The organism is Acinetobacter sp. BIGb0102 (genome assembly GCF_003815055.1).
GTDB classification, from domain to species: Bacteria; Pseudomonadota; Gammaproteobacteria; order Pseudomonadales; family Moraxellaceae; genus Acinetobacter; species Acinetobacter vivianii.
Genome location: NZ_RKQE01000018.1, coordinates 104,069 through 125,907, shown reverse-complemented (window position 1 = coordinate 125,907; position 21,839 = coordinate 104,069). Strand labels below are relative to the sequence as shown.

Here is a 21,839-nt window from a genome sequence, read left to right as displayed (position 1 = left end):
CCTCCTTAAATCATTTATTTTACCGCGATTAATTCTACATCAAATACCAATGGGCTATTTGGTGGAATTGAACCAGGGACACCTTGTTCACCGTAACCTAGATTTGCAGGAATATAAAGCGTTGCCTTACCACCTTCTTTCATTAGCTGTAGACCTTCAGTCCAACCTGGAATCACTTGATTCAGTGGGAATTCAATAGGTTCGCCACGGTCATAAGAACTGTCAAATACTTTACCGTCTGGAAGCTGGCCTTTGTAGTGCACTTTTACGGTAGAGCTTGCAGTCGGTTGCTTACCTGTGCCTTCTTTGGTGATTTTGTATTGTAAACCCGAAGCGGTGGTTTTCACGCCTTCTTTCTTCGCATTTTCTGCCAGAAAGCTGCTATTGCTTGCTTCAGCTTTCTTGCTTTCATCCATTTGCTTTTGTTGCAGTTCTTTCTGGAACTCTATATAAGCTGCCTGAAGTTCTTCTTCTGTATATGCAGCAGGTTTTTGTGCATGGGCATCACGGAAACCTGTAATAAATGCGCTTGTTTCTAGTTCAGGTGGCGTTTGCTTAGCCACTTCATAGCCGAGTGCATAACTGATTTTCGCGACAGGCGCTGCATTTTTATCAGCTTTTGCCCCAAGTTCAGTCGCTGGGTGTTGAGTTGCATAATAGACAGGAACGAGTGCTGCACCGCCTAATACGGCTGCGACAACGAAAGGTAAAGCTTTACTCATGAGATGTCCCAAAGTGAGATTGGAATAAAAAATATGGCAATGATCTTAGCATGTCTAAGCTGAGGCATTGAAGAATTCAGCGCAAAAATGCGTGGGTTTTTTATAAGATTTATGTGTTTAAGCATAAAAAAACCAGATCACGGGATCTGGTTTTTTAGCAATCAAATTAAAGCTTGCTTAGTCATCTTTATTGGCTTTATAAGCGTATGAATAGTTATAACCATAACCGTAACCCGCACTTGAGCGTTGAATGTCATTCAGGATAAAGCCATTCACTTTCACATTGGCCTGTTCAAAACGGTTCAGACTCAGTTCAAGCTCTTTCATTTGTGATTTTGCATAACGCGCAACCAGTAAATTCACACCCGCATATTGCGAAATAATAATACCATCGGTCACTGCCAGAATTGGTGGCGTATCGATAATGATATGGTCATATTGCTGGCTCAGCTGTTCCATTAAGGCTTTAAATTGTTCAGAACCTAACATTTCAGAAGGATTCGCCGGGTTTTTACCACGTGCAATCACACTCAGACCAGCGACATCGGTTTGGTGGATGACTTGGCTAAGGTCTGCAAGACTACTTAAATACTCGGACAGTCCTGGCTTAACCTCGAGATTAAAATATTTATGTATATAACCACGACGCATATCGGCATCAATCAACAACACCTTTTTATTACTTTGAGCCAAAATTGTTGCCAGATTGGTGGAAATAAATGATTTACCAACTTCTGGTGACGGTCCCGCAATCATGATGATATTGTTTTTGGCATTGGCTAAAGCGAAATGAATTGCGGTCCGGATACTACGTAAGCTTTCTACTGCAATATCGTCATTATGTTTAACTGCCAAAATTGGAATGGATTTCTTCTTCTTCAAGATACTCATCCGGGTTTCTTGAACAGGGGAGCGCGGTACCGTCGCATACACAGGCAAATCAAACTCGTTCTCGATTTGTGCTGAATCTTTGACACCCGTACGTAGCATATTACGTAACAGTGCAATCAAGGTACCCACAAAACCACCGAGGAAGATTGAAAGTATTAGAATTTGTAGCTTTTTCGGTTTAATTGGCTCTACAGGTTCAACCGCGGTATCCACAATACGCACATTACCAATTTCACCCGCTTTGGCAATACGTAGTTGTTGATATGAGTTGAGTAAAGCCGTATAAAGCTGGGTTTTGACTTCAACTTCACGATACAGTTGCAAATATTGACGCTGAATATCCGGCAAGCGTTTCAAGGTACTGTTTAATTCAGCAATTTGTTTATCAATTGCAGTGATCTGCGCATTGATTTCCCGTATCGCTGGATGTTGAGCCGTATATTTGGCTGCCAGATCTGCCTGTTGCTGTTGTAATTCGATTTTTTTGGTTTCAAGGGTAATACTTTGGGTCAAGTACAGTTCAGATTCTTTGGTAACATCAACGGTATTATATTGTTGACGGAATTTGTTAAATACCCGTTCCGCATCATCCAGTTGTTTCTTCAGGTCCGGCAGTTGTTCATCCAGGAACTTTAAGGTTTGCGCGGTTTCAGCAGAACGGCGCTCGACGTTTTGTGCACTATAAGCCGCCAAGATTGCATTCAGCACTTTAGTAATATGCTCTTTGTCCTGACCTTGATAATTTAAGCCCAAAATTCCGGTTAACTTACCTTTTTCTGCGACTGAATAATTGGCATTAATTGCCTGAACTGCTGCAGGTAAGGAACTCTTCTGGATCAGATAATGCGTATCAAAAGTGTCTTTCGTAAAAATCGCAAGCTTCCAGACACCGTAGCGGGTACTGAGTTGATTGAGTTGATTCAATGGTGCAGTTAAGATGACTTCGTCTGTTTTGACATCGGTTAAGCTAAAATTCTGATTTTTAAAACTTAAGCTCAGTTTTTTATCCAGATAATAATTAGGTACATCGAATTGACGGATATCAAACGATTTTTGCTCATCATGAAAAGTGACTGCCTTGGGACCATATTCAGTCGCATAATCGGCTTTATTAAATAAACGATGAGAGAAAGTATCTTCGGGACTTGAAATATCCAGATCGAGATGTAAAGCCTCAATGACCGAACCGAGGACCAGACGTGACTTTAAAATTTCGATTTCAGATTGAGCCGGTGATTTCTGCTCAATCATTTCGGAAAGATTACCCAATAAAGCAGCAGATGCACCTTTGCTGTCTTCCACCTGTACTAAAGCATCAACTGAATAGGTATCGGGGGTGGCACGCAGGTACAGTAAAGCAAGCACCAAGCTTAGAATAATACACAGTGCAATGAGCTTCCATTGTGCGATCAGAGCAAAAAAAAGCTCTCTCAGGTCAATTGTATCTTCGGTATTGCTATTTTGGCTCATAATCTTAATCTAAAAAGTTAAATATAGTTTTTCCAGTCCGTAACGCACTGTTGAATCAGTTGACAGGTCTCATCAAAAAAAGCTTGATCATGTTGATAAGGATCAGGGACGTTTTTGTTTTGCCAGTGTCCTAACCGAAAAATCTTTCCTTTTGCAAATGGCCACATTTGTTCAATATGTTTCTGCTGATTATGGCTCATGACTAAAATCAGGTCCGCCTGCTTGAGGTGCTCTGCATTGAGCTTTTTGGCAATATGCGGGCTCATATCAATCGCCAAACGTTGCATGCACAGTTGCGCTTTATCATCGGCCGGATGCCCGATCAGTCCGGAAATACCTGCTGATTCAACGTGTAAATCCGGGTGCTGCTGTTTTAGGAAGTACTCTGCCATTGGACTACGGCAAATATTGCCGACGCAAACCACTAAAACCCTTTTAATCTCCATATTAATTATTGTCCTAAACGATCTATGTTATATAAGGCGCTTGAGAACGGGATAATCTGATTAACAACACGTTGCCAGCGGGTTAAGCCAGTCGCATCGACATAAACAATATCATTACTGCGCAACTTAAACTGGTTGGCCAAACCGAAGTCTCCCAAACTTACCAAATTCAAATGATAAAGTTCGGTATGGCGATCATTGGGATTGGTACGGAGCACATAAATCCGGCTGGCGCTGGCAGAAAGCGGGTTGAGGCCTAAACTTTCACCTAGAGCATCACTTAAAGTCATGCCCTGATCACGCATGGGGAGGGCCTGGTTCTTACCGGACTCACCCATCACATAAATTTTCTGGTTTTCGCGGTTACTGACATAAATCGTATCATTCGGTTGGACTAACAGCTTATGTAAAGAATAACCTGCTTTTTCCAAGGCAATGGTATTCAGATCATAAGTCTGGCCATTACGGATCAACTGAATAAAGGTGTTATCTCCCTTATCTGTGACCCCCCCAGCCATACCTAAAGCGGTATAAATACTGATGGGCTGATCATTCAGGTAGAATTGACCACCTTTGACTACACTGCCTTGGACTGAATAACGTTGCCCTTGATAAGACAGTACCCGTACAATCACATCAGGAGTCTTTAAGTATTGTGCAAACCGGTTACGTAAGTCCGTATTCAGTTGTGTCAGCGTTTTCCCGGAAGCTTTATAACGTCCAACCAGAGGCACCTGTACATAACCATTGGAGTCAATCGGATAGCCATTGGCCTGGATTGATTGATCATTGGTTAAATTATTGACTGGTGGTGTGATTTCAGGATAAGCCCAAAGCTGGATTGAGAGGATATCGCCTGGACTTAGACGATAGGCCTGCTGCTGTTGTTTGAAGAGCGTTGAGTAGTTGTTACGATAATCGATCTGGGCGGGTTGAATCGCAGGTAAGGTGTCCTGGGTAATTCTGATTACATTGACATTGGTACCCTGATCTGTCGTGTATACGCCTTCATTAGGAAGATCATAAGTTTGTAAGCCAGATGTAACAGCACAAGCTGTAGCACTAAGACTAATCGCAAGAATGGAAAAAAGTTGATAATGCTTCACACTCGACCCTTGAATAGTTATATCTGTTGTCAAACAACAACATATCTTTGGACTTGGAATTGGGCTCATTCTAGCCGAAAAAATTTAAAAAAGCATAGCAGAAACATTTCGGTTTGTATGTTTAGTTTATCTGAAAAAGCTTGGACGAAAACCTGAAAGCTCTATACTGAAATCTTTAAATCAGGAGTAGAATCGGCTGTTAAAAACAATCATACAATTCAAATGGGGGCAAAATTAAAAATCTGCTATAGTACGCCCGTTTCGCCGAGTTAGAGGAATAACCTTGCTTTCATTACAGTGACGAAGGTGGTCGAAAGGATTAGGAAATGAGACATTCGTGACATAATGATTAAAAGTCAAATCACTACAATGTATTAGAAAAGTTAAAGAATTTTGCTTTGACACATTGAAGTGATAGAAGTTAAACGGCAGAAAATAAGGTTTTATCTATATTTAGTAGAAGCTATTGATTGATAACGCATGTGATCTGTCTTAAATCTTGATGCGAATAGATTTATTGAATGAAGCCCAATTTTTATATCATCGTTATTTCAAAATGACATGATATGAATGGGGCAGTCAGAATGAAAACTTTATGGTTTAAATAGCTAAACCATAAACAGAAAGTCATACATAAAAGGGTGAATTGGGTGAAAAAGGTTTTATTAGTATTTGGTACACGACCAGAAGCAATTAAAATGGCACCTTTAGCATTAAAATTACAAGCAGATAATCAGCATTTTGAAACTAAAGTTTGTGTAACGGGACAGCATCGTCAAATGTTAGACCAGGTTTTAGAGCTTTTTAATTTAAAACCTGATTTTGACTTGAATTTAATGAAGCCAGGGCAAACGCTCTCGGATGTCACCTCCGGTGTTCTTAAAGGTCTGGAACAGGTATTTGAAACGTGGACGCCTGATCTTATCTTGGTACATGGCGATACTGCAACGACATTTGCAGCTTCTTTGGCAGCGTACTATCACAAAATCAAAATTGGTCATGTCGAGGCTGGTTTGCGTACAGGGGATCTTTATTCTCCTTGGCCAGAAGAAGCCAATCGTCAATTAACCGGTGTGTTGGCAGACTACCATTTTGCCCCAACCCAATCTTCTTATCAAAACTTAATCAAAGAAAATGTTAATCCTGCACGAGTTGTGGTGACAGGAAATACAGTGATTGATGCTTTATTACAAGTCAAGGCAAAAGTGGAGCAGGAACAGCCACTGATCCAGAAGTTCGAACAGGAATTTGACTTCTTGGACCAAAGTAAAAAATTAATCTTGGTGACAGGACATCGTCGTGAAAACTTTGGTCAAGGCTTTTTAAATATTTGTTCAGCCTTGGCTAATCTTGCCAAAAAGTATCCAGATATCCAGATTGTGTATCCTGTGCATTTAAACCCAAATGTACAGCAACCTGTGAATGAGCTTTTAGCAGGTATAGAAAATATTCATCTGATTGCGCCTCAGGACTATTTACCTTTTGTATATTTGATGAATCGCAGTTACCTGATTTTGACTGATTCCGGTGGAATTCAGGAAGAAGCGCCTTCCTTAGGAAAACCCGTTTTAGTCATGCGCGATACAACCGAGCGACCTGAAGCAGTTGAAGCAGGGACGGTTCGATTGGTGGGCACTGATGTAAATACGATCGAGCGCTCGGTAATTGAGTTACTTGAACAACCTGATCTTTATGGCGAAATGGCTGAAGCACATAATCCTTACGGGGATGGCACAGCCTGCCAACAGATTATTGATTTTCTGAAAATAAAGCTAGTTTGATTTTTAACCGTTTAATTTTGAAAAAGTATTGATTATGAGTAACTCATTTAAGCATATTTGTGTGATTGGTCTTGGCTATATTGGTTTACCAACTGCGGCTACATTTGCTGCACATGGTGTACGGGTTACAGGTGTAGATGTAAATCAGCATGCTGTAGACATGATTAATCAAGGGAAGGTTCATATTGTTGAACCAGATTTAGATGCTTTGGTTCGTGACGTCGTTGCTCAGGGCAAATTGTCAGCTCAATTAACACCTACTGAAGCTGATGCTTATATTGTTGCGGTTCCTACTCCGTTTAAAGATGATTATCAACCGGATTTGAAATATATCGAAGCCGCAGCAAAAGCTTTAGCACCTTTTTTAAAGCCTGGTAACTTAGTGATTTTAGAATCAACCTCTCCTGTAGAAGCGACTGAGCAGATGTCGGCTTGGCTTGCTGAGGCGCGTTCAGATTTAACCTTTCCTCAAACGCATGGCGAGCAGGCAGATATTTTAGTTGCCCATTGTCCTGAGCGTGTATTGCCAGGAAAAGTCTTGCAAGAGCTGATCAGTAATGACCGTATTATTGGCGGGATGACACCACGTTGTTCAAAAGCTGCCTGTGAACTGTACAAAACCTTTGTAAAAGGTGAGTGTATTGAAACTAATGCCCGTACAGCAGAAATGTGTAAATTGACGGAGAACTCGTTCCGTGATGTCAATATTGCCTTTGCAAATGAACTTTCAATTATTTGTGACAAGTTAGATATCAATGTGTGGGAATTGATTGCACTGGCTAATCGTCACCCGCGTGTGAATATTTTACAACCAGGTCCAGGTGTAGGTGGGCATTGTATCGCTGTTGATCCGTGGTTTATCGTTGCTAAAACGCCTGAGCAAGCACGTTTAATCCGTACTGCACGAGAAGTGAATGATGCAAAACCTGAATGGGTGATTGATCAGGTCAAGATCAAGATTGCTGAGTTTTTACAGGCGAATCCAGCTAAAACAATTCAGGACGTTACGGTCGCTTGTTACGGTTTGGCATTTAAACCGGATATCGATGACCTGCGTGAAAGTCCAGCGTTAGAAATTACTAAACAGTTAGCAGAACAAGGGTTAAATATTTTAGCTATTGAGCCAAATATTGATGAGTTACCTGTGAACTTACCATCAAATGTTCAACTTATCCAATTAGAGGATAAGGATAAAGCGGATATCCATTTAATTTTGGTTGATCATAAAGACTTCAAAAATACTTTATCGGCTAATAGTAAGTATTTAATTGATACAAAGGGTTTAGTTAAATAAATCTCATATGAGTTTTTTAAAAAAAGCTGTTAAATTTGGCAGTGGAGTAGTACTAGCACAGTTAATCACTGCTGCTAGTATTCCTTTATTATCAAGGCTTTACTCTCCAGAAGACTTTTCTCTTTTTGGGGTATATTTTTCAATATCTTCTATTTTAGTTGCTTTTGTAACATTGAGGTTAGAGACTCTGTTACCTAAAGAGCAAGATGAAGGAATAGTTTATAAACTTAATATTATCATTAATATTGTTTATCTAACACTAATCCCTTTATGTTTGATTGCAGGTTTTTCTCTCTATATTGTTAATAGTCAATTATATTTTAAAGATTTATTTTGGATTTTCTTTATTGTCTTTGCAGCTATAACTTTTAGTTTGTTTAATACTATTAATATATTAAATGTTAGAAGAAATGAAATGTCTCTAGTCAATAAGGCTAGAATCAGTCGTAGTATTATTTCTATTTTTTTTCAGGTAATTCTAAGTACAGTAAAAGGCGGTTTATTTCTCGGGGAAGTGTTAGGGCGATTTTTGGGTTTAATGTATCTTGCTAAAAAAGATTATTTTAAAATTAACTTAAAAATGGCTTTGAATTTTGTAAGGGAAAAGATTAATTATATAAAATATGCTTTAACAGCAAATTTTTTTAATATATTAGGTTTGAATATATATCCTATTTTAACTTTAAAATACTATGATCCAGTTATGGTGGGTAAATTCTTTTTCGTGCAAAAGATATTAAGTGCTCCCGTGACTATGATATCACAATCTGTGTCTATAGCTTTGCTAGGTGATTTTAAAAAAATTATTGAAGAAGATAAGTTTTTACTTATAAATAAAATGAATAAAATTAGTTTTATATTTTTCTCTATAAGCTTGGTTTTATTCTTTTTATGTGCCTTTTTCTTGGAATATATGGAGAGCTTTATATTTGGGTCACAGTGGATAGGTGTTTATAAGTATATTTATATGCTAATCCCTTTTTTAGTGGGCCAAGTCGCTTTTACACCTTTTTCTCAAATTTTATTGTTGGTGGGGGGGGAGAAGAAGCAATTAATATGGGATCTTACTAGACTTATTTTGGTGTTTTTATCTGTATTTACTCCTTTAATTTTTAATATGCAAAACTCCTTTGTTGTGAGTTTATGTATATATTCTATAGCAAATTTTTTCATGTACCTAATACACTATTTTTTATTGATAGGTGCTATTAAAGGATTTAAAGATGAATGATGTATTGATGGTGTTGAAAACACAAAGCTTAAAAACAGATCAAAGAGTACTCAAAGAAATAAGGTCTTTAAAAAAGTATGGGGCACAAGTAGATGTTTTTGTGGCTAAAAATTGTAATATGACACAAGAACAGTTAGGATGTAAAATATATGATATTAATATTCTAGGTGGAGCTGCAACACAAAATATATTTCTGCAAATTATTGGGATTCTCCAGTTTTATATTAATTTTTTGTTTTTTCTTTTAGGTAAAAATTATAAAAAAATATGGGTTTGTGACCCAATAATGTTTGGTATTGTCTATTTAATAAAGATTATGAAGCCTTCGACTATAGTCATTTGGGATCATCATGAACTTCCGCCAAGCTGGTTTATGAAAAATAAGCTTTTAATGTATTTTTTTAAAAAAGCTTATTTAAAGGCAGATATCATTATCCATGCTAATGAGCCAAGACAAAAGTATTTAGAAAATAAATTAGGGGCCAATGCTATTTATAGTTACATTATTAGTAACTATCCAGAAAAAGTAGTTTATGAAGAAGCTTTTCTTGATCAAGCAGGTGAAGACTGGCTTTCAGAAAATGAAAAATTTATCTACTTGCAGAATAGTTTGCAAGATAATCGATATGGTCAAGAGGTTATAAAAGCTGCGATAGCGTGTGGTTATAAGGTATTTCATGCCGGTAAAATAGACTCTAATTATATAGAAAAGCATAACTTAGATCCAAAAAATATATACTTTGCTGGTTATCTCAGTATCGAGCAAATTAATCGTGTTTTAAAAAAATGCTGCTTTACGATTGTTTTATATAAACAAAACTCATTGAACCAGATTTTTTGTGATGCTAATCGTTTATATCATGCAATGTCATTGGGTGTTCCACTTATTGTTGGAAATAATCCTACGCTTGTAGAAGCAACTGAAGGATATAAAAACTTTGTTTGTCTGGATGATGATGGTCGTGATTCTGAATCATTAAAATTAGCTATAACTAAATTGCTAAAGGGAATGAAGGAGAGAGAGTCAAAAAGTTTTTATTGGGCTTCTTATGATTCTATTTTTATGCAGGTAGTTGAAAAATGTTAGATATAATAATTTATATAATTTCATTTATATCACTTTTTTGTCTCTTTAGTTTATTCTACCTAAAAAGAAGCGTATTGGTTTTTATACCGGTGGTGTTAGGAGTTTTGTACTATTTCCCCGCATTCTTTGATGTTTTTTATGGAAATTATATATATAGTAACCATATCATAAGAGATGCCAACTTATTTGCATTATATGTAAATTTTAATCTTTTTTTCTGTGCTTTTTTTATTTATCGATTTGTAAAGTTAAATAATAATGTTATTTCTATTTCTGGTAATGATTATAATTATAAGACAATAAAAACATTTTTTGTTATTCAGTTAATATCTTTGGTTTTTTTAATTTATGGTGTTTATGTAGCAACTGGTGGTAATATTTTATCTTATAGCTGGGCTACAAAGAATGAATTAGAGGGGGGGAATTTTGCTTTTGTAATTTCTTCCTACCTTTTTATTGTCTCTTCTGGGGTAGTGTTTTTAAGCTGGTATCTAAAATATAGAAAAGTATTTTTACTTTCTATTGCTCTAGTTGTTCTCTATATTATTATAATTCGAAGTAGAGGTTTTATTGTGCCTGTACTTATGATTTTTGGTTTTTATTATTTAGTTTGGAAGAGAAAAGTTTTTAGTTCATTTTTGTTCGGTATTTTATTTTTATTTTTGTTTTTTGCACTTCAGCAGATAAGATATTTGGGTGAGCTTAATAATGTCTCAGATATTAAATTTGATGTTATGGTTGGAAATATAATAGATAAAATTATGAGTGAGGATAGTGAGTTCTCTTTGAGGAATTCATTTTATTATTTTATTCAAAATTATAACTATTTGGTTGAAAGATATGGGTTTGGTAACTTCCAGACCTATAGACGTATAGTTTTCTTTTTTGATGTTTTTAATTTAGGACTTAAGCCTGATGATTTTACGAATACTATGTATCGTGCTTATTATGGTGATAGTGCAGTCTTAGCAAATCCTACTTTGCATCCTACAATGTATGGCAATTTATATGCAAATGGCTTATATATTTCTTCATTAATTTTCACTTTATTTTTTTCTTTCTTGATTTTTATTGAAAAAATTATACGTGAAAAAGGTGGACTAATTTATTGGTTTATCGTGCCTATATTTTTGTATAGTTGTATTTTTATTGCGAGAGGGAGTATCTATAATGCTTTCCTGATTTTAATAATGAATATATTTCTAGTTTTTTTTCTTGTTAATATTAGAAAAATTAGATTGTTTTGAAAATGGAGCTAGTATATGAGAATTTTATATTTCCACCAGCATTTTTCAACACCTAAAGGGTCAGCAGGCATTCGCTCCTATGCCATGGCACAATCACTAATCCGTAATGGCCATCAGGTAACAATGGTTTGTGGTTCTTTTGGTGCAGGTCAAACCGGTTTAACTCAGCCATTTAATAAAGGCATGCGACGAGGTGTGGTTGATGGAATCGATATTATTGAATTTGAGCTGCCATACTCAAATAGTCTATCTTTCCTTAAACGCATTTTAATTTTTTTAAGTTTTGCCTTTAAATCAATTAAAGTTGCTTTAACTGAACAATACGATGTTGTATTCGCAACAACGACACCATTAACAGCAGGGATTCCGGGAATTTTTGCCAAGTGGTTACGACGGAAACCTTTTGTTTTTGAAGTGCGAGACTTATGGCCAGAACTCCCTAAGGCGATGGGCGTAATTAAAAATCCAGTTGTATTATGGATGATGTCTGTACTTGAGTGGACCTCTTATCATTCAGCTGATCGCTTGGTTGGTCTGTCTCCAGGTATTGTAGATGGTATAATTAAACGGGGAATCGCGCCTGAAAAAGTTGCGTCTATTCCAAATGGCTGTGATCTTGATATTTTTGCTTCTGAACATCAGCCTTGGCGACCAGAGGGTGTCAAAGAAACGGATCTCATGGCAATTTTTACCGGGACGCATGGCTTAGCCAATGGACTCAATGCTGTGCTAGATGCAGCAGTTGAGTTAAAGAAACGCCAAAGAACAGATATTAAGTTGGTTCTGGTTGGTGATGGTATGCAGAAGCAGGCGTTGGTAGAGCGTGCAACTGAATTGCAACTCGATAATATTATTTTTCACAATCCGGTTAATAAAGAAAAGTTGGCAGGGCTTATGGCCAGTGCCGATATTGGTTTACAAATTTTAGCTAATGTCCCTGCCTTTTATTATGGAACCTCACCCAATAAGTTTTTTGACTATATTTCAGCAGGCTTACCTGTTTTAAATAACTATCCAGGTTGGTTGGCAGACTTGATTACCAATAAACAATGTGGTTTTGCTGTACCGCCTGAAAATCCTCAAGCTTTTGCTGATGCGCTAGAGCAAGCTGCGGATCACCGTGAACAATTATTGGAAATGGGTAAAAATAGCCAGCAAGTTGCTACAGAACAATTTAATCGTAGCATTCTTTCTCAAAAATTTTCTGACTGGGTAACAGGAGCATAATATGCTGAAACGCTTACTGGACGTTGTGATTGCCTCTATTGCCCTGATTCTGCTTTCACCTTTATACGCCTATGTCGCTTATAAAGTAAAAAAGAATCTGGGTTCACCCGTGTTATTCCGCCAAGTCCGTCCAGGTTTACATGGTAAGCCTTTCGAAATGATTAAGTTTCGTACCATGAAAGATGCAATCGATGAGCAGGGCAACCCATTACCGGATAGTGAGCGTTTAACGCCTTTTGGCAAGATGTTACGTTCGACCAGTCTGGATGAAATGCCTGAACTCTGGAATGTGATTAAAGGTGATATGAGTATTGTAGGCCCACGTCCATTATTGATGGAGTACTTGCCGCTGTATAATAAAGAACAGGCAAGACGGCATGAAGTTCGTCCGGGTATGACTGGACATGCTCAGGTCAATGGCCGCAATGCGATTAGCTGGGAACAGAAGTTTAAACTGGATACCTGGTATGTAGAAAACCGTTCGCTGTGGTTAGATTTTAAGATCATGCTGCAGACGGTAAAGAAAGTCATTGCCAAAGATGATATCAGCGAAGCTGGAGAGGCGACCATGAGTAAATTTACAGGTACAAACAATAAGGATTTAGATAAATGACAGAATTTATTGGTATTTACGGTGCAAGCGGTTTTGGCAAAGAGGTCATGCCATTAGTCCGTCAAAAATTTCCTACTTTGAAAAAAGAACAATTTGTTTTTATTGATGACGGTCAGGCGGGTGTAAGCCTAAATGGTTATTCTGTTTTAACTTATACAGATTTCATTAATAACTCAGCCACGCATAAAGCTGTAACGATTGCGATCGCAAATAGTGCTGTGCGAGAAAAACTAGTTGCACGTTTAAATGAAGATAAAATCCAACACCTAGCTGTTCAAGCCGCCAATACCGTAATTTTGGATGAAGTAGAGATGGGCGAAGGAAGCTTACTTTGTCCATTCACCTGCCTAACTTCAAATATTAAAATTGGCAAGTTTTTCCACGCTAATATCTACAGTTACGTTGCTCATGACTGTGTGATTGGCGACTACGTGACCTTTGCACCGGGTGTCAAATGTAACGGTAATATCCATATCGAAGACCATGCTTATATTGGGACGGGTGCTGTGATCAAGCAGGGAACACCAGATCAGCCATTGGTGATTGGTAAGGGTGCCGTTGTGGGTATGGGTGCAGTCGTGACCAAAAGTGTACCTGCAGGCGTCACTGTAGTCGGTAACCCTGCAAGAATTTTAGAAAGAAAGTAAGACATATTTTTTATTAGGAAATCATAATGTTAAATACTGCATTTGAACCATGGCCAAGTTTTACGCAAGAAGAAGCAGACGCAGTTAAAAATATATTACTTTCAAATAAAGTAAATTACTGGACAGGGCAAGAGTGCCGTGAGTTCGAAAAAGAATTTGCAACATTTGCCGGTACTCAATATGCAGTGGCTTTAACCAATGGTACCGTTGCGCTGGATGTCGCTTTAAAGGCTTTGGGCATTGGTCCGGGTGATGATGTCATCGTGACCTCGCGTACTTTTTTGGCTTCAGCCAGCTCAATTGTGACGGCAGGCGCCAATCCTGTATTCGCCGATGTAGAACTGGATTCCCAGAACATTTCACGTCGTACCATTGAAGCCGTACTGACACCAAACACGAAAGCGATTATTTGTGTACATCTGGCGGGCTGGATGTGTGATATGGACCCAATTATGCAGCTTGCTCAAGAAAAGGGTTTATCTGTCATTGAGGACTGTGCACAAGCGCATGGTGCAAAATACAAAGGCAAACCTGCAGGTTCAATTGGACATATTGCTGCTTGGTCTTTCTGTCAGGATAAGATCATGAGCACGGGTGGGGAAGGTGGTATGGTCACCACCAATGATGAAATGCTGTGGAAGAAAATGTGGTCTTATAAAGATCATGGTAAAAGCTATGATAGTGTTTATAACAAGCAACATCTGCCAGGTTTCCGATGGTTGCATGATTCCTTTGGTACAAACTGGCGTATGATGGAAATGCAGGCAGTGATTGGTCGTATTCAGTTAACACGTATGACCGAATGGACACAAAAACGTACTGAAAATGCAGAGAAAATCTTAAAGGCTTTTGAAGGTTCTCCTTACTTTACCGTTCACTTACCTTCAAATGATTATGTACATGCGCATTATAAATGTTATGTACAGGTCAATTTACCTGCATTACCAGAGGGCTGGTCGCGTGATCGAATCATGCAAGAGATCAATGCACAAGATGTGCCTTGCTTTAGCGGTTCGTGTTCAGAAGTCTATCTGGAGCATGCATTTGATGGAACGCCATGGCGTCCAGAACAACGTTTGCAAAATGCACAGCAACTCGGTGAGACAAGTCTCATGTTCTTGGTGCATCCAACACTGAGCACAGAGAGCATTGATAAAACAATTAGTGCAATTGACAAGGTAATACGCGCAATTTAATAAGGTTAAAAAAGTAAGGAGAAGAGTGCAATAATCTTTCAAATGCTTCTCCTTATGATTGTGTAATCAATATGTAAAAGTCATTTCTAGTTCTGTCAGAAATGCGTATAAAGATCAAACTGTAAAATGGAATGATTAGAAGATCATTGTGAAAAAGATTATTCATCAATTCGCCTCAGCACCAAGGCTTTTTAAGCAAATTTTCCTTGTTCTTTTGGATGCTCTAGCTTTCCCTATAATTTTATGGTTATGCTATGTGATCCGTTTATTTGACTTAGGTGCAGATGTTATTCCTGGTATTCCTCATGGAATCATGCTGGTCAGTTTTATTACGGTTCTGAGTCTGGCACTTACAGGCGTTTATCATTTTATTGTACGCACATTTAACGAAGTCTTTATTGTTAAATTGGCGATTTCCGTGGCATTGACCATGGCAACCTTGTACATCCTTAATGTGATTACGCCAGCCTATATCCCAATGTCGATTCCATTTATGTATGGATTTATGATGTTTGCCTGGGTATGGCTCAGTCGTGCAGTGATTCGTTTTATTATCAAAGCTTCTTTTTATTCTGAGATTGGTCGTAAACGAATCGCAATTTATGGAGCGGGTGATGCAGGGCAGCAAATCGCAGCGGCATTACATCGTTCAGATGACCATTTACCAGTATTCTTTATTGATGACTATACTTCTTTACAAGGCCAAACTGTTGGTGGTTTAAAAGTTTATTCGGTTGAAAAAGCGTTACAGCGCTTTAAAAAAGACCGTATTGATGAAATTCTACTGGCACTTCCTTCTGTTGGACGGGTGCGTAAGGCTGAAATTATCCAGCAATTTGAAATCGCACGTTTAAAAATTACAGAATTACCTGGTCTAACCCGTTTAGTGGATGGCGAAATCCAAGTTTCGGATATCCAGGAAGTTGATATTATTGATTTATTGGGTCGTGATCCAGTTCCACCTATTTCACATCTGATTGCCAAAAATATCCAGAATAAAGTGGTCATGGTGACAGGTGCTGGCGGTTCAATTGGTTCTGAACTGTGCCGTCAAATTATTAAGAATAAGCCTAAGATGTTAGTCATTTATGAGCTAACAGAATTCGCTTTATACGATATTGATAAAGAGTTAAGACAAACAGCAACTTGTGAAATTGTTCCGATTTTGGGAACGGTACAAGATCAGCAAAAACTTGAACGTATTATTGAACAATATCATATTCAGACGGTTTATCATGCCGCAGCTTATAAGCATGTCCCTCTGGTTGAGTGTAATCCTATCGCTGGCTTAAAAAACAATGCGATTGGTACTGCGAATAGTTTGAATGCCGCCGTGAAAAAAGGCGTTGAAACCTTTGTTTTGATCTCAACAGATAAGGCGGTGCGACCAACCAATGTGATGGGTGCATCAAAACGTATGGCTGAGCTCTATTGTCAGGCGGTCGCTGAAACCAAACCTGATACGCAAATCAGTATTGTTCGTTTTGGTAATGTCTTGGGATCTTCTGGTTCGGTTGTTCCACTCTTTAAGCAACAGATTGCAAAAGGTGGTCCGATTACAGTGACTCATCCTGAGGTGACCCGTTACTTTATGACCATCCCTGAAGCATCACAGCTTGTCATTCAAGCGGGTGCATTGGGCACTGGGGGCGATGTATTCTTGCTCGATATGGGTGATCCCGTCAGAATTCAGGATCTTGCTCGTCAAATGATCAAACTCAGTGGTTTGAAAGTGAGAGAAAGCGGTTCACTGGATGGTGATATTGAAATTGCCTATAGTGGTTTGCGTCCAGGTGAAAAACTGTATGAAGAATTGCTGATTGATCAGGACAATACCGAATATACTGAACATACCCGTATCTTACGTTCGTTTGAAAAACATTTTCCCTTAGAAGAAATTCAGTGTGTATTTGGTAAAATCAATCAAATGACAGCAATCGATCATGATGTTGACTGGGCTTTAACACAGCTTGAGCATTATGTTGATGGCTATAAACGTAGTGATGAAGTTCGAGTTAACTAATCTGAGAAAGCAATGATCAAAAAAGCAATTTTACCTGTAGCAGGTTTAGGTACACGTTTCTTACCCGCAAGTAAATCTATTCCAAAGGAAATGGTGACTGTTGTTGATCGTCCTGCGATTGAATATGTGGTGTGTGAAGCTGTAGAAGCGGGAATTGAGCAAATCATTTTGGTCACCCACTCATCAAAAGCATCGATTGAAAACTATTTTGATCGTAATTTTGAGCTGGAAACGACGTTAGAGCAAAAAAAGAAATTCGATTTACTCAAAGAAATCACAGATATTCTGCCAAAACATGTCAGCGTGGTGAGTGTACGTCAACCACAGCCATTAGGCCTTGGTCATGCGGTACTCTGCGCAAAAGATATTGTCGGCGATGAAGCCTTTGCGGTGTTATTACCCGATGTGCTGGTCAAAAACCAAAGTGCTGAAAATGATTTGTCATTGATGATTCAGCGTTTTGAAGCATCTCAAGCTGCGCAAATTATGGTAGAAGCAGTACCTGACCACTTGGTTGATCAATATGGGATTGTAGACGTTGCTGTATCACCGAATGAAGGTGAAAGTATTGTTATGCAAGGCATTGTTGAAAAACCTGCCGTGGGAACAGCACCTTCAAATCTATCTGTGGTTGGTCGTTACATTTTACCCGCACAAATTATGGATCTTTTGGAAAATACACCGCGTGGCGCTGGAAATGAAATTCAGCTGACGGATGCGATTGCGACTTTACAGCAAGCACAGGCCGTTGAAGCATATCGTATGAAAGGGCAGACCTTCGATTGCGGTAGCAAACTTGGTTATCTGAAAGCTGTGTTACATTATGGTGTTGAGCATCCAAAACTGGGCGCAGAATTTAAGGGCTTAATCAAGGAATTGGCCCTCTAATCATTTAGGGCAAGTATTTTATGAAAGTCGCGATCTTTGGTAATACTTTATATGCAGGCGTTATGTCTGCATTATTGTCTGAATCTGGTCATTTGGTGTATTGGTGTTCACAGCTTAATAGAGAAATAGATGATCAACAATATGCCTTCCATGATGAAAACGTCAGTCATTTATTGCAGAAACAACTGAGCAGTGGTTTTCTGCATTATAGTGATTTAGCGGGTATACCTTTAGATATTGATGCTTATCTATTTAGTTTTAACCAAACGCAAGAGCAGCAAGTCTTTCAACTGTTACACTCTTTGAAACAACGTCCAATTATTCATCCGAAATTGATGATTAATGCATCCACTTTTGGTTTGCGTGGCACAGAGAAATTTCAACAGATCCTTTGTGATGATGATTGGGCTTATTTGCCTGATACCATGCAGGAAGGAAACGCCTTACAGAGCTTAACTCAGGCAAAACAATTGATTGTGGGCTGTACACGAACCGAAGTACAGGTGAAGGTCAAAGAGTTATTAAGACCTTTCTTTCCCTTAGAGCAACAATATCTATTTATGCCGATTCTGGATGCCGAATTTACCAAGCTGAGTATTTCGGGCATGTTGGCGACACGCATTAGTTATATCAATGATTTGGCAGTAGTGGCGGAAAAGTTGGGTATTGATATTGCCTCAGTGCGGCAGGGCATGTCCGCAGACAGTCGTATCGGCTCGGCGTATCTGGCACCTGGTGCTGGTTTTGGCGGGGAAAACTTCTCGCATGATATTTTGACCCTTGCCAATACTGTTGCCAATACTGGGGTGAAAAGTCAGTTACTTGCCCAAGTTTGGGATATTAATGAACAGCAAAAAGAAATCCTGTTTCGCAAGTTCTGGAATTATTACCACGGTGATTTACAAGCTAAATCCGTTGCGATCTGGGGTGCATCTTTTAAAGAAAATACCTCAAGTATTCAACAATCTCCAATTCATCAAATGCTTGCCGCTTTATGGGCTCAAGGTGTAACCGTTCATCTGCATGATCCACAGGCCTTAGATGAAATTGAAATAATGTATGGGCAGCGTAGTGATTTGATTTTGCATCATGATCAATATGATGCTGTTAAAAATGTGCATGGCTTATGCGTTTTAACGGCTTGGAAACAATACTGGAGTCCGGATTTCAAACAATTAACACAATTAATGGAACATCCCTTGATTTTAGACGGTCGAAATATTTATGACCCACACTATGTAAAAGCCCAAGGTTTTGCTTATATGGGAGTGGGACGTTAATGATGACTAAGCAGATTCATCCTTTCGCTGTTAAAGCACAGTCCTCTGTTTTGGAGGAGCTGGCTGTTTTACAAAAGCAGTTTAAGGCGCTTCATCTAAATGCTTTATTTGCAGAGGATCCTACTCGCTTCAAGCATTTTTCAGTCGAATATGATCAGATCGTTTTAGATTTTAGTAAACATCGTATTGATCAACAGGTGTTAAATCAATTGGTGGATTTGGCTCATGCTCAGGATCTAAATGGGTGGATTAAACGACTATTCTCATGTGAGCAGATTAACTACACCGAACATCGGGCTGCGATGCATTGGGCCTTACGTCTGCCTAAATCAAGTCCAAAGCTGCCAGAGGTCAATCAAGCCGTTCAAGGTCAACTGGAGCAAATGTATGCACTGGTTGAAAAAATTCATGCTGGCCAATGCCGTGGTGCAACGGGTGAAGTGATTCAGGATGTGGTGAATATCGGAGTCGGTGGATCTGATCTAGGCCCACTCATGGTCACGCACGCCCTTTCAGACTTTAAAGTCAAAACGGCAAAGCCTTTAGATATTCACTTTGTTTCAACCATGGATGGCAGTCAGCTCTCTGAATTGTTACATCAGCTTCGCCCTGAAACCACCTTATTTATTATTTCTTCCAAGTCGTTTGGTACCATCGATACACTTTCGAATGCTCAAACTGTACGACAATGGTTAGAAAAAGCGTTAGGAAGCAACGAAAAGATTCTAAAGAATCACTTTGTTGGGGTCTCGACTAAACCAGAAAAAATGACGGAATGGGGGATTGCACCTGATAAGCAGCTTTTGCTTTGGGATTGGGTCGGTGGCCGCTATTCACTGTGGTCATGTATTGGTTTACCGATTGCGTTAACGATAGGTGTTGAAGGGTTTAAACAACTGTTGGCAGGGGCATATGCCATCGATCACCATTTCCAGACGGCTTCATTTGAACAGAATATCCCTGTATTGATGGGGCTGTTAGGGGCGTGGAATAATAATTTTCTCGATATCCAAACCCATGCGGTATTGCCTTATGATGGGCGTCTCAAGTATTTCGCAGCTTATTTACAGCAGCTTGAAATGGAGTCGAATGGTAAGTCCATTCAACGCAATGGGGAAAAGGTCAATTCAGCCACCTGCCCAATTGTTTGGGGGGAAGTGGGACCGAATGCCCAGCATGCCTTCTATCAGCTGTTACATCAAGGCACGCACTCGGTCAGCTGTGATTTTATTGCCCCAGTAAAACGTTATAACGCAAATCAGTTTACCTATGCAGAAAGCGCAGAGGCACTGGTCGAGCAACATCATCTTGCTTTGTCTAACTGTCTGGCTCAATCACGTTTACTGGCGTTTGGAAATCAGGCTTTAGCCGCTGACGAACTTGAAGCTTTACCTGTATATAAGCAATATGAAGGTAATCAACCGAGCTCAACCATTTTACTTAAAGAACTCAACCCTTATAGTTTAGGGATGTTGATTGCAATGTATGAGCATAAGGTATTTGTGCAATCTGTACTCTGGAATATCAACCCCTTCGATCAATGGGGCGTTGAAAAAGGTAAAGAAATTGCCAATCAGCTGTTACCGATTTTAAATCGTGAGCAAGAAGATTTATCTTCATTTGATGCATCAACCCAAGGTTTGCTGAAAATATTGTTAGGAAAGACCGATGGCTAAGATTTTAGTCACAGGTGGTGCGGGCTATATTGGTTCGCATACCTGTTTAGAATTGCTGGATGCAGGTCATGAAGTTATCGCATTTGATAATTTGTCCAATAGTTCGGAAGAAGCTTTGCGCCGTGTCGAAAAACTGGCAAATAAAAGCCTGATTTTTGTAAAGGGTGATATTCGCCATGAGCAGGATCTAGATCAGGTCTTTCAAAAATTCCAGATTGATGCGGTGATCCATTTTGCAGGCTTAAAAGCAGTGGGTGAAAGTCAGCAAATCCCCTTGGCCTATTTTGAACATAATATTGCGGGGAGTATACAACTCTTCAAATCGATGGAAAAAGCGGGTGTTTTTAGCTTAGCATTTAGTTCATCTGCAACGGTATATGGTGAGTTAAATCCTTCACCTTATCAAGAAGATATGTCTCTAAGTTTGCCAAATAATAATTATGGTTATACCAAACTGATTATTGAACAGATGCTAGAAAAGATGGCGCTGGCAGACTCAAGATGGTCGATTGCCTTGCTACGTTATTTTAATCCAGTCGGTGCACATAAAAGTGGGCAGATTGGAGAAGATCCTCAGGGTATTCCCAATAATTTAATGCCCTATGTCACACAAGTAGCGGTAGGACGTCGTGAAAAACTGTCTATTTTTGGCAATGACTATCCAACCAAAGACGGCACTTGTGAGCGGGATTTTATTCATGTGGTTGATTTGGCGAAAGCTCATGTGCTGGCTGTTTCCAATCGTCTCAACAATAAAGGTTGCCGAGCTTGGAATATTGGAACCGGAGCTCCAATTTCAGTTCTACAAATTAAAGAAACCTTTGAGAAAGTGAATGGGATTAAGATTCCGACAGAATTTGCGGAGCGGAGAGCTGGAGATTTAGCCGCATTTTATGCAGATGCTTCGCGAGTTAAAGCTGAGCTGGGCTGGCAACCCCAATATACTTTGGAAGATATGCTGGCAGATAGCTGGAACTGGCAAAAGCAAAACCCAAATGGTTTTAACTGAATCTG

18 protein-coding genes are annotated in these 21,839 nt (G+C 39.0%); 14 read left to right on the top strand and 4 right to left on the bottom strand.

Annotated elements, in window-relative coordinates; genetic code table 11:
• Positions 1–14: 14 nt before the first annotated feature.
• The 4 genes from EC846_RS18045 to EC846_RS18030 form a co-directional block, all read right to left on the bottom strand.
• Positions 15–722, bottom strand: a complete 708-nt coding sequence (locus EC846_RS18045; RefSeq protein WP_123775979.1) for an FKBP-type peptidyl-prolyl cis-trans isomerase — start codon at positions 720–722, stop codon at positions 15–17.
• Between the two features lie 177 nt (positions 723–899).
• Positions 900–3,083 carry a polysaccharide biosynthesis tyrosine autokinase gene (locus tag EC846_RS18040; protein ID WP_123775978.1) on the bottom strand — a complete coding sequence of 728 codons (2,184 nt, stop codon included), beginning with the start codon at positions 3,081–3,083 and terminating at the stop codon, positions 900–902.
• A 17-nt stretch (positions 3,084–3,100) separates the two neighbouring features.
• Positions 3,101–3,529: a low molecular weight protein-tyrosine-phosphatase gene (locus EC846_RS18035; protein WP_123775977.1), complete on the bottom strand. Its 429-nt coding sequence runs from the start codon at positions 3,527–3,529 to the stop codon at positions 3,101–3,103.
• Positions 3,530–3,534: 5 nt separating this feature from the next.
• Positions 3,535–4,635 carry a polysaccharide biosynthesis/export family protein gene (locus tag EC846_RS18030; RefSeq protein WP_123775976.1) on the bottom strand — a complete coding sequence of 367 codons (1,101 nt, stop codon included), beginning with the start codon at positions 4,633–4,635 and terminating at the stop codon, positions 3,535–3,537.
• A gap of 650 nt (positions 4,636–5,285) precedes the next feature.
• On the opposite strand from EC846_RS18030, the gene wecB reads away from it, so the two are divergent.
• The 14 genes from wecB (at position 5,286) to galE (ending at position 21,834) form a co-directional block, all read left to right on the top strand.
• Positions 5,286–6,416: a non-hydrolyzing UDP-N-acetylglucosamine 2-epimerase gene (gene wecB, locus EC846_RS18025; RefSeq protein WP_123775975.1), complete on the top strand. Its 1,131-nt coding sequence runs from the start codon at positions 5,286–5,288 to the stop codon at positions 6,414–6,416.
• A gap of 34 nt (positions 6,417–6,450) precedes the next feature.
• On the top strand, positions 6,451–7,710 hold the full coding sequence (gene wecC, locus EC846_RS18020; protein ID WP_123775974.1) for a UDP-N-acetyl-D-mannosamine dehydrogenase: 1,260 nt from the start codon (positions 6,451–6,453) through the stop codon (positions 7,708–7,710).
• Between the two features lie 7 nt (positions 7,711–7,717).
• Positions 7,718–8,941, top strand: coding sequence for a lipopolysaccharide biosynthesis protein (locus EC846_RS18015; RefSeq protein WP_123775973.1), 1,224 nt, complete (start codon positions 7,718–7,720; stop codon positions 8,939–8,941).
• A complete protein-coding gene (locus EC846_RS18010; RefSeq protein WP_123775972.1) occupies positions 8,934–10,028 on the top strand; it encodes a glycosyl transferase family 1 in 1,095 nt (364 codons plus the stop codon). The genes EC846_RS18015 and EC846_RS18010 overlap by 8 nt, the downstream gene beginning before the upstream one ends.
• On the top strand, positions 10,022–11,275 hold the full coding sequence (locus EC846_RS18005) for an O-antigen polymerase (protein ID WP_123775971.1): 1,254 nt from the start codon (positions 10,022–10,024) through the stop codon (positions 11,273–11,275). The genes EC846_RS18010 and EC846_RS18005 overlap by 7 nt, the downstream gene beginning before the upstream one ends.
• Before the next feature lie 15 nt (positions 11,276–11,290).
• Complete coding sequence (locus tag EC846_RS18000) at positions 11,291–12,502, top strand: glycosyltransferase family 4 protein (protein ID WP_123775970.1); 1,212 nt, start codon at positions 11,291–11,293, stop codon at positions 12,500–12,502.
• 1 nt (position 12,503) lies between these two features.
• The gene (locus EC846_RS17995) at positions 12,504–13,115 is read left to right on the top strand and encodes a sugar transferase (protein ID WP_123775969.1); all 612 of its coding nucleotides are present in this window, start codon (positions 12,504–12,506) and stop codon (positions 13,113–13,115) included.
• Entirely contained in the window at positions 13,112–13,762 is a 651-nt protein-coding gene (locus EC846_RS17990; RefSeq protein WP_123775968.1) for a NeuD/PglB/VioB family sugar acetyltransferase, read from the top strand. Before EC846_RS17995 ends, EC846_RS17990 begins: the two co-directional genes overlap by 4 nt.
• Before the next feature lie 26 nt (positions 13,763–13,788).
• Entirely contained in the window at positions 13,789–14,958 is a 1,170-nt protein-coding gene (locus EC846_RS17985) for a DegT/DnrJ/EryC1/StrS family aminotransferase (protein ID WP_123775967.1), read from the top strand.
• A gap of 148 nt (positions 14,959–15,106) precedes the next feature.
• Positions 15,107–16,981 carry a nucleoside-diphosphate sugar epimerase/dehydratase gene (locus tag EC846_RS17980; protein WP_123775966.1) on the top strand — a complete coding sequence of 625 codons (1,875 nt, stop codon included), beginning with the start codon at positions 15,107–15,109 and terminating at the stop codon, positions 16,979–16,981.
• Between the two features lie 12 nt (positions 16,982–16,993).
• Positions 16,994–17,869, top strand: coding sequence for a UTP--glucose-1-phosphate uridylyltransferase GalU (galU, locus tag EC846_RS17975; protein ID WP_123775965.1), 876 nt, complete (start codon positions 16,994–16,996; stop codon positions 17,867–17,869).
• A gap of 20 nt (positions 17,870–17,889) precedes the next feature.
• Positions 17,890–19,149 carry a nucleotide sugar dehydrogenase gene (locus tag EC846_RS17970; protein ID WP_123775964.1) on the top strand — a complete coding sequence of 420 codons (1,260 nt, stop codon included), beginning with the start codon at positions 17,890–17,892 and terminating at the stop codon, positions 19,147–19,149.
• 2 nt (positions 19,150–19,151) lie between these two features.
• Positions 19,152–20,825 carry a glucose-6-phosphate isomerase gene (pgi, locus tag EC846_RS17965; RefSeq protein ID WP_171410057.1) on the top strand — a complete coding sequence of 558 codons (1,674 nt, stop codon included), beginning with the start codon at positions 19,152–19,154 and terminating at the stop codon, positions 20,823–20,825.
• Entirely contained in the window at positions 20,818–21,834 is a 1,017-nt protein-coding gene (gene galE, locus EC846_RS17960) for a UDP-glucose 4-epimerase GalE (protein WP_123775962.1), read from the top strand. The genes pgi and galE overlap by 8 nt, the downstream gene beginning before the upstream one ends.
• The last annotated feature ends 5 nt before the right edge of the window (positions 21,835–21,839 follow it).

Excerpts from the sequence above, each read along its gene's own strand:
- EC846_RS18045 (WP_123775979.1), bottom strand. The coding sequence starts at position 722 with ATGAGTAAAGCTTTACCTTTCGTTGTCGCAGCCGTATTAGGCGGTGCA.
- EC846_RS18040 (WP_123775978.1), bottom strand. The coding sequence starts at position 3,083 with ATGAGCCAAAATAGCAATACCGAAGATACAATTGACCTGAGAGAGCTT.
- EC846_RS18035 (WP_123775977.1), bottom strand. The coding sequence starts at position 3,529 with ATGGAGATTAAAAGGGTTTTAGTGGTTTGCGTCGGCAATATTTGCCGT.
- wecC (WP_123775974.1), top strand. The coding sequence starts at position 6,451 with ATGAGTAACTCATTTAAGCATATTTGTGTGATTGGTCTTGGCTATATT.
- EC846_RS18015 (WP_123775973.1), top strand. The coding sequence starts at position 7,718 with ATGAGTTTTTTAAAAAAAGCTGTTAAATTTGGCAGTGGAGTAGTACTA.
- EC846_RS18010 (WP_123775972.1), top strand. The coding sequence starts at position 8,934 with ATGAATGATGTATTGATGGTGTTGAAAACACAAAGCTTAAAAACAGAT.
- EC846_RS18005 (WP_123775971.1), top strand. The coding sequence starts at position 10,022 with ATGTTAGATATAATAATTTATATAATTTCATTTATATCACTTTTTTGT.
- EC846_RS18000 (WP_123775970.1), top strand. The coding sequence starts at position 11,291 with ATGAGAATTTTATATTTCCACCAGCATTTTTCAACACCTAAAGGGTCA.
- EC846_RS17995 (WP_123775969.1), top strand. The coding sequence starts at position 12,504 with ATGCTGAAACGCTTACTGGACGTTGTGATTGCCTCTATTGCCCTGATT.
- EC846_RS17990 (WP_123775968.1), top strand. The coding sequence starts at position 13,112 with ATGACAGAATTTATTGGTATTTACGGTGCAAGCGGTTTTGGCAAAGAG.
- EC846_RS17985 (WP_123775967.1), top strand. The coding sequence starts at position 13,789 with ATGTTAAATACTGCATTTGAACCATGGCCAAGTTTTACGCAAGAAGAA.
- galU (WP_123775965.1), top strand. The coding sequence starts at position 16,994 with ATGATCAAAAAAGCAATTTTACCTGTAGCAGGTTTAGGTACACGTTTC.
- EC846_RS17970 (WP_123775964.1), top strand. The coding sequence starts at position 17,890 with ATGAAAGTCGCGATCTTTGGTAATACTTTATATGCAGGCGTTATGTCT.
- pgi (WP_171410057.1), top strand. The coding sequence starts at position 19,152 with ATGACTAAGCAGATTCATCCTTTCGCTGTTAAAGCACAGTCCTCTGTT.
- galE (WP_123775962.1), top strand. The coding sequence starts at position 20,818 with ATGGCTAAGATTTTAGTCACAGGTGGTGCGGGCTATATTGGTTCGCAT.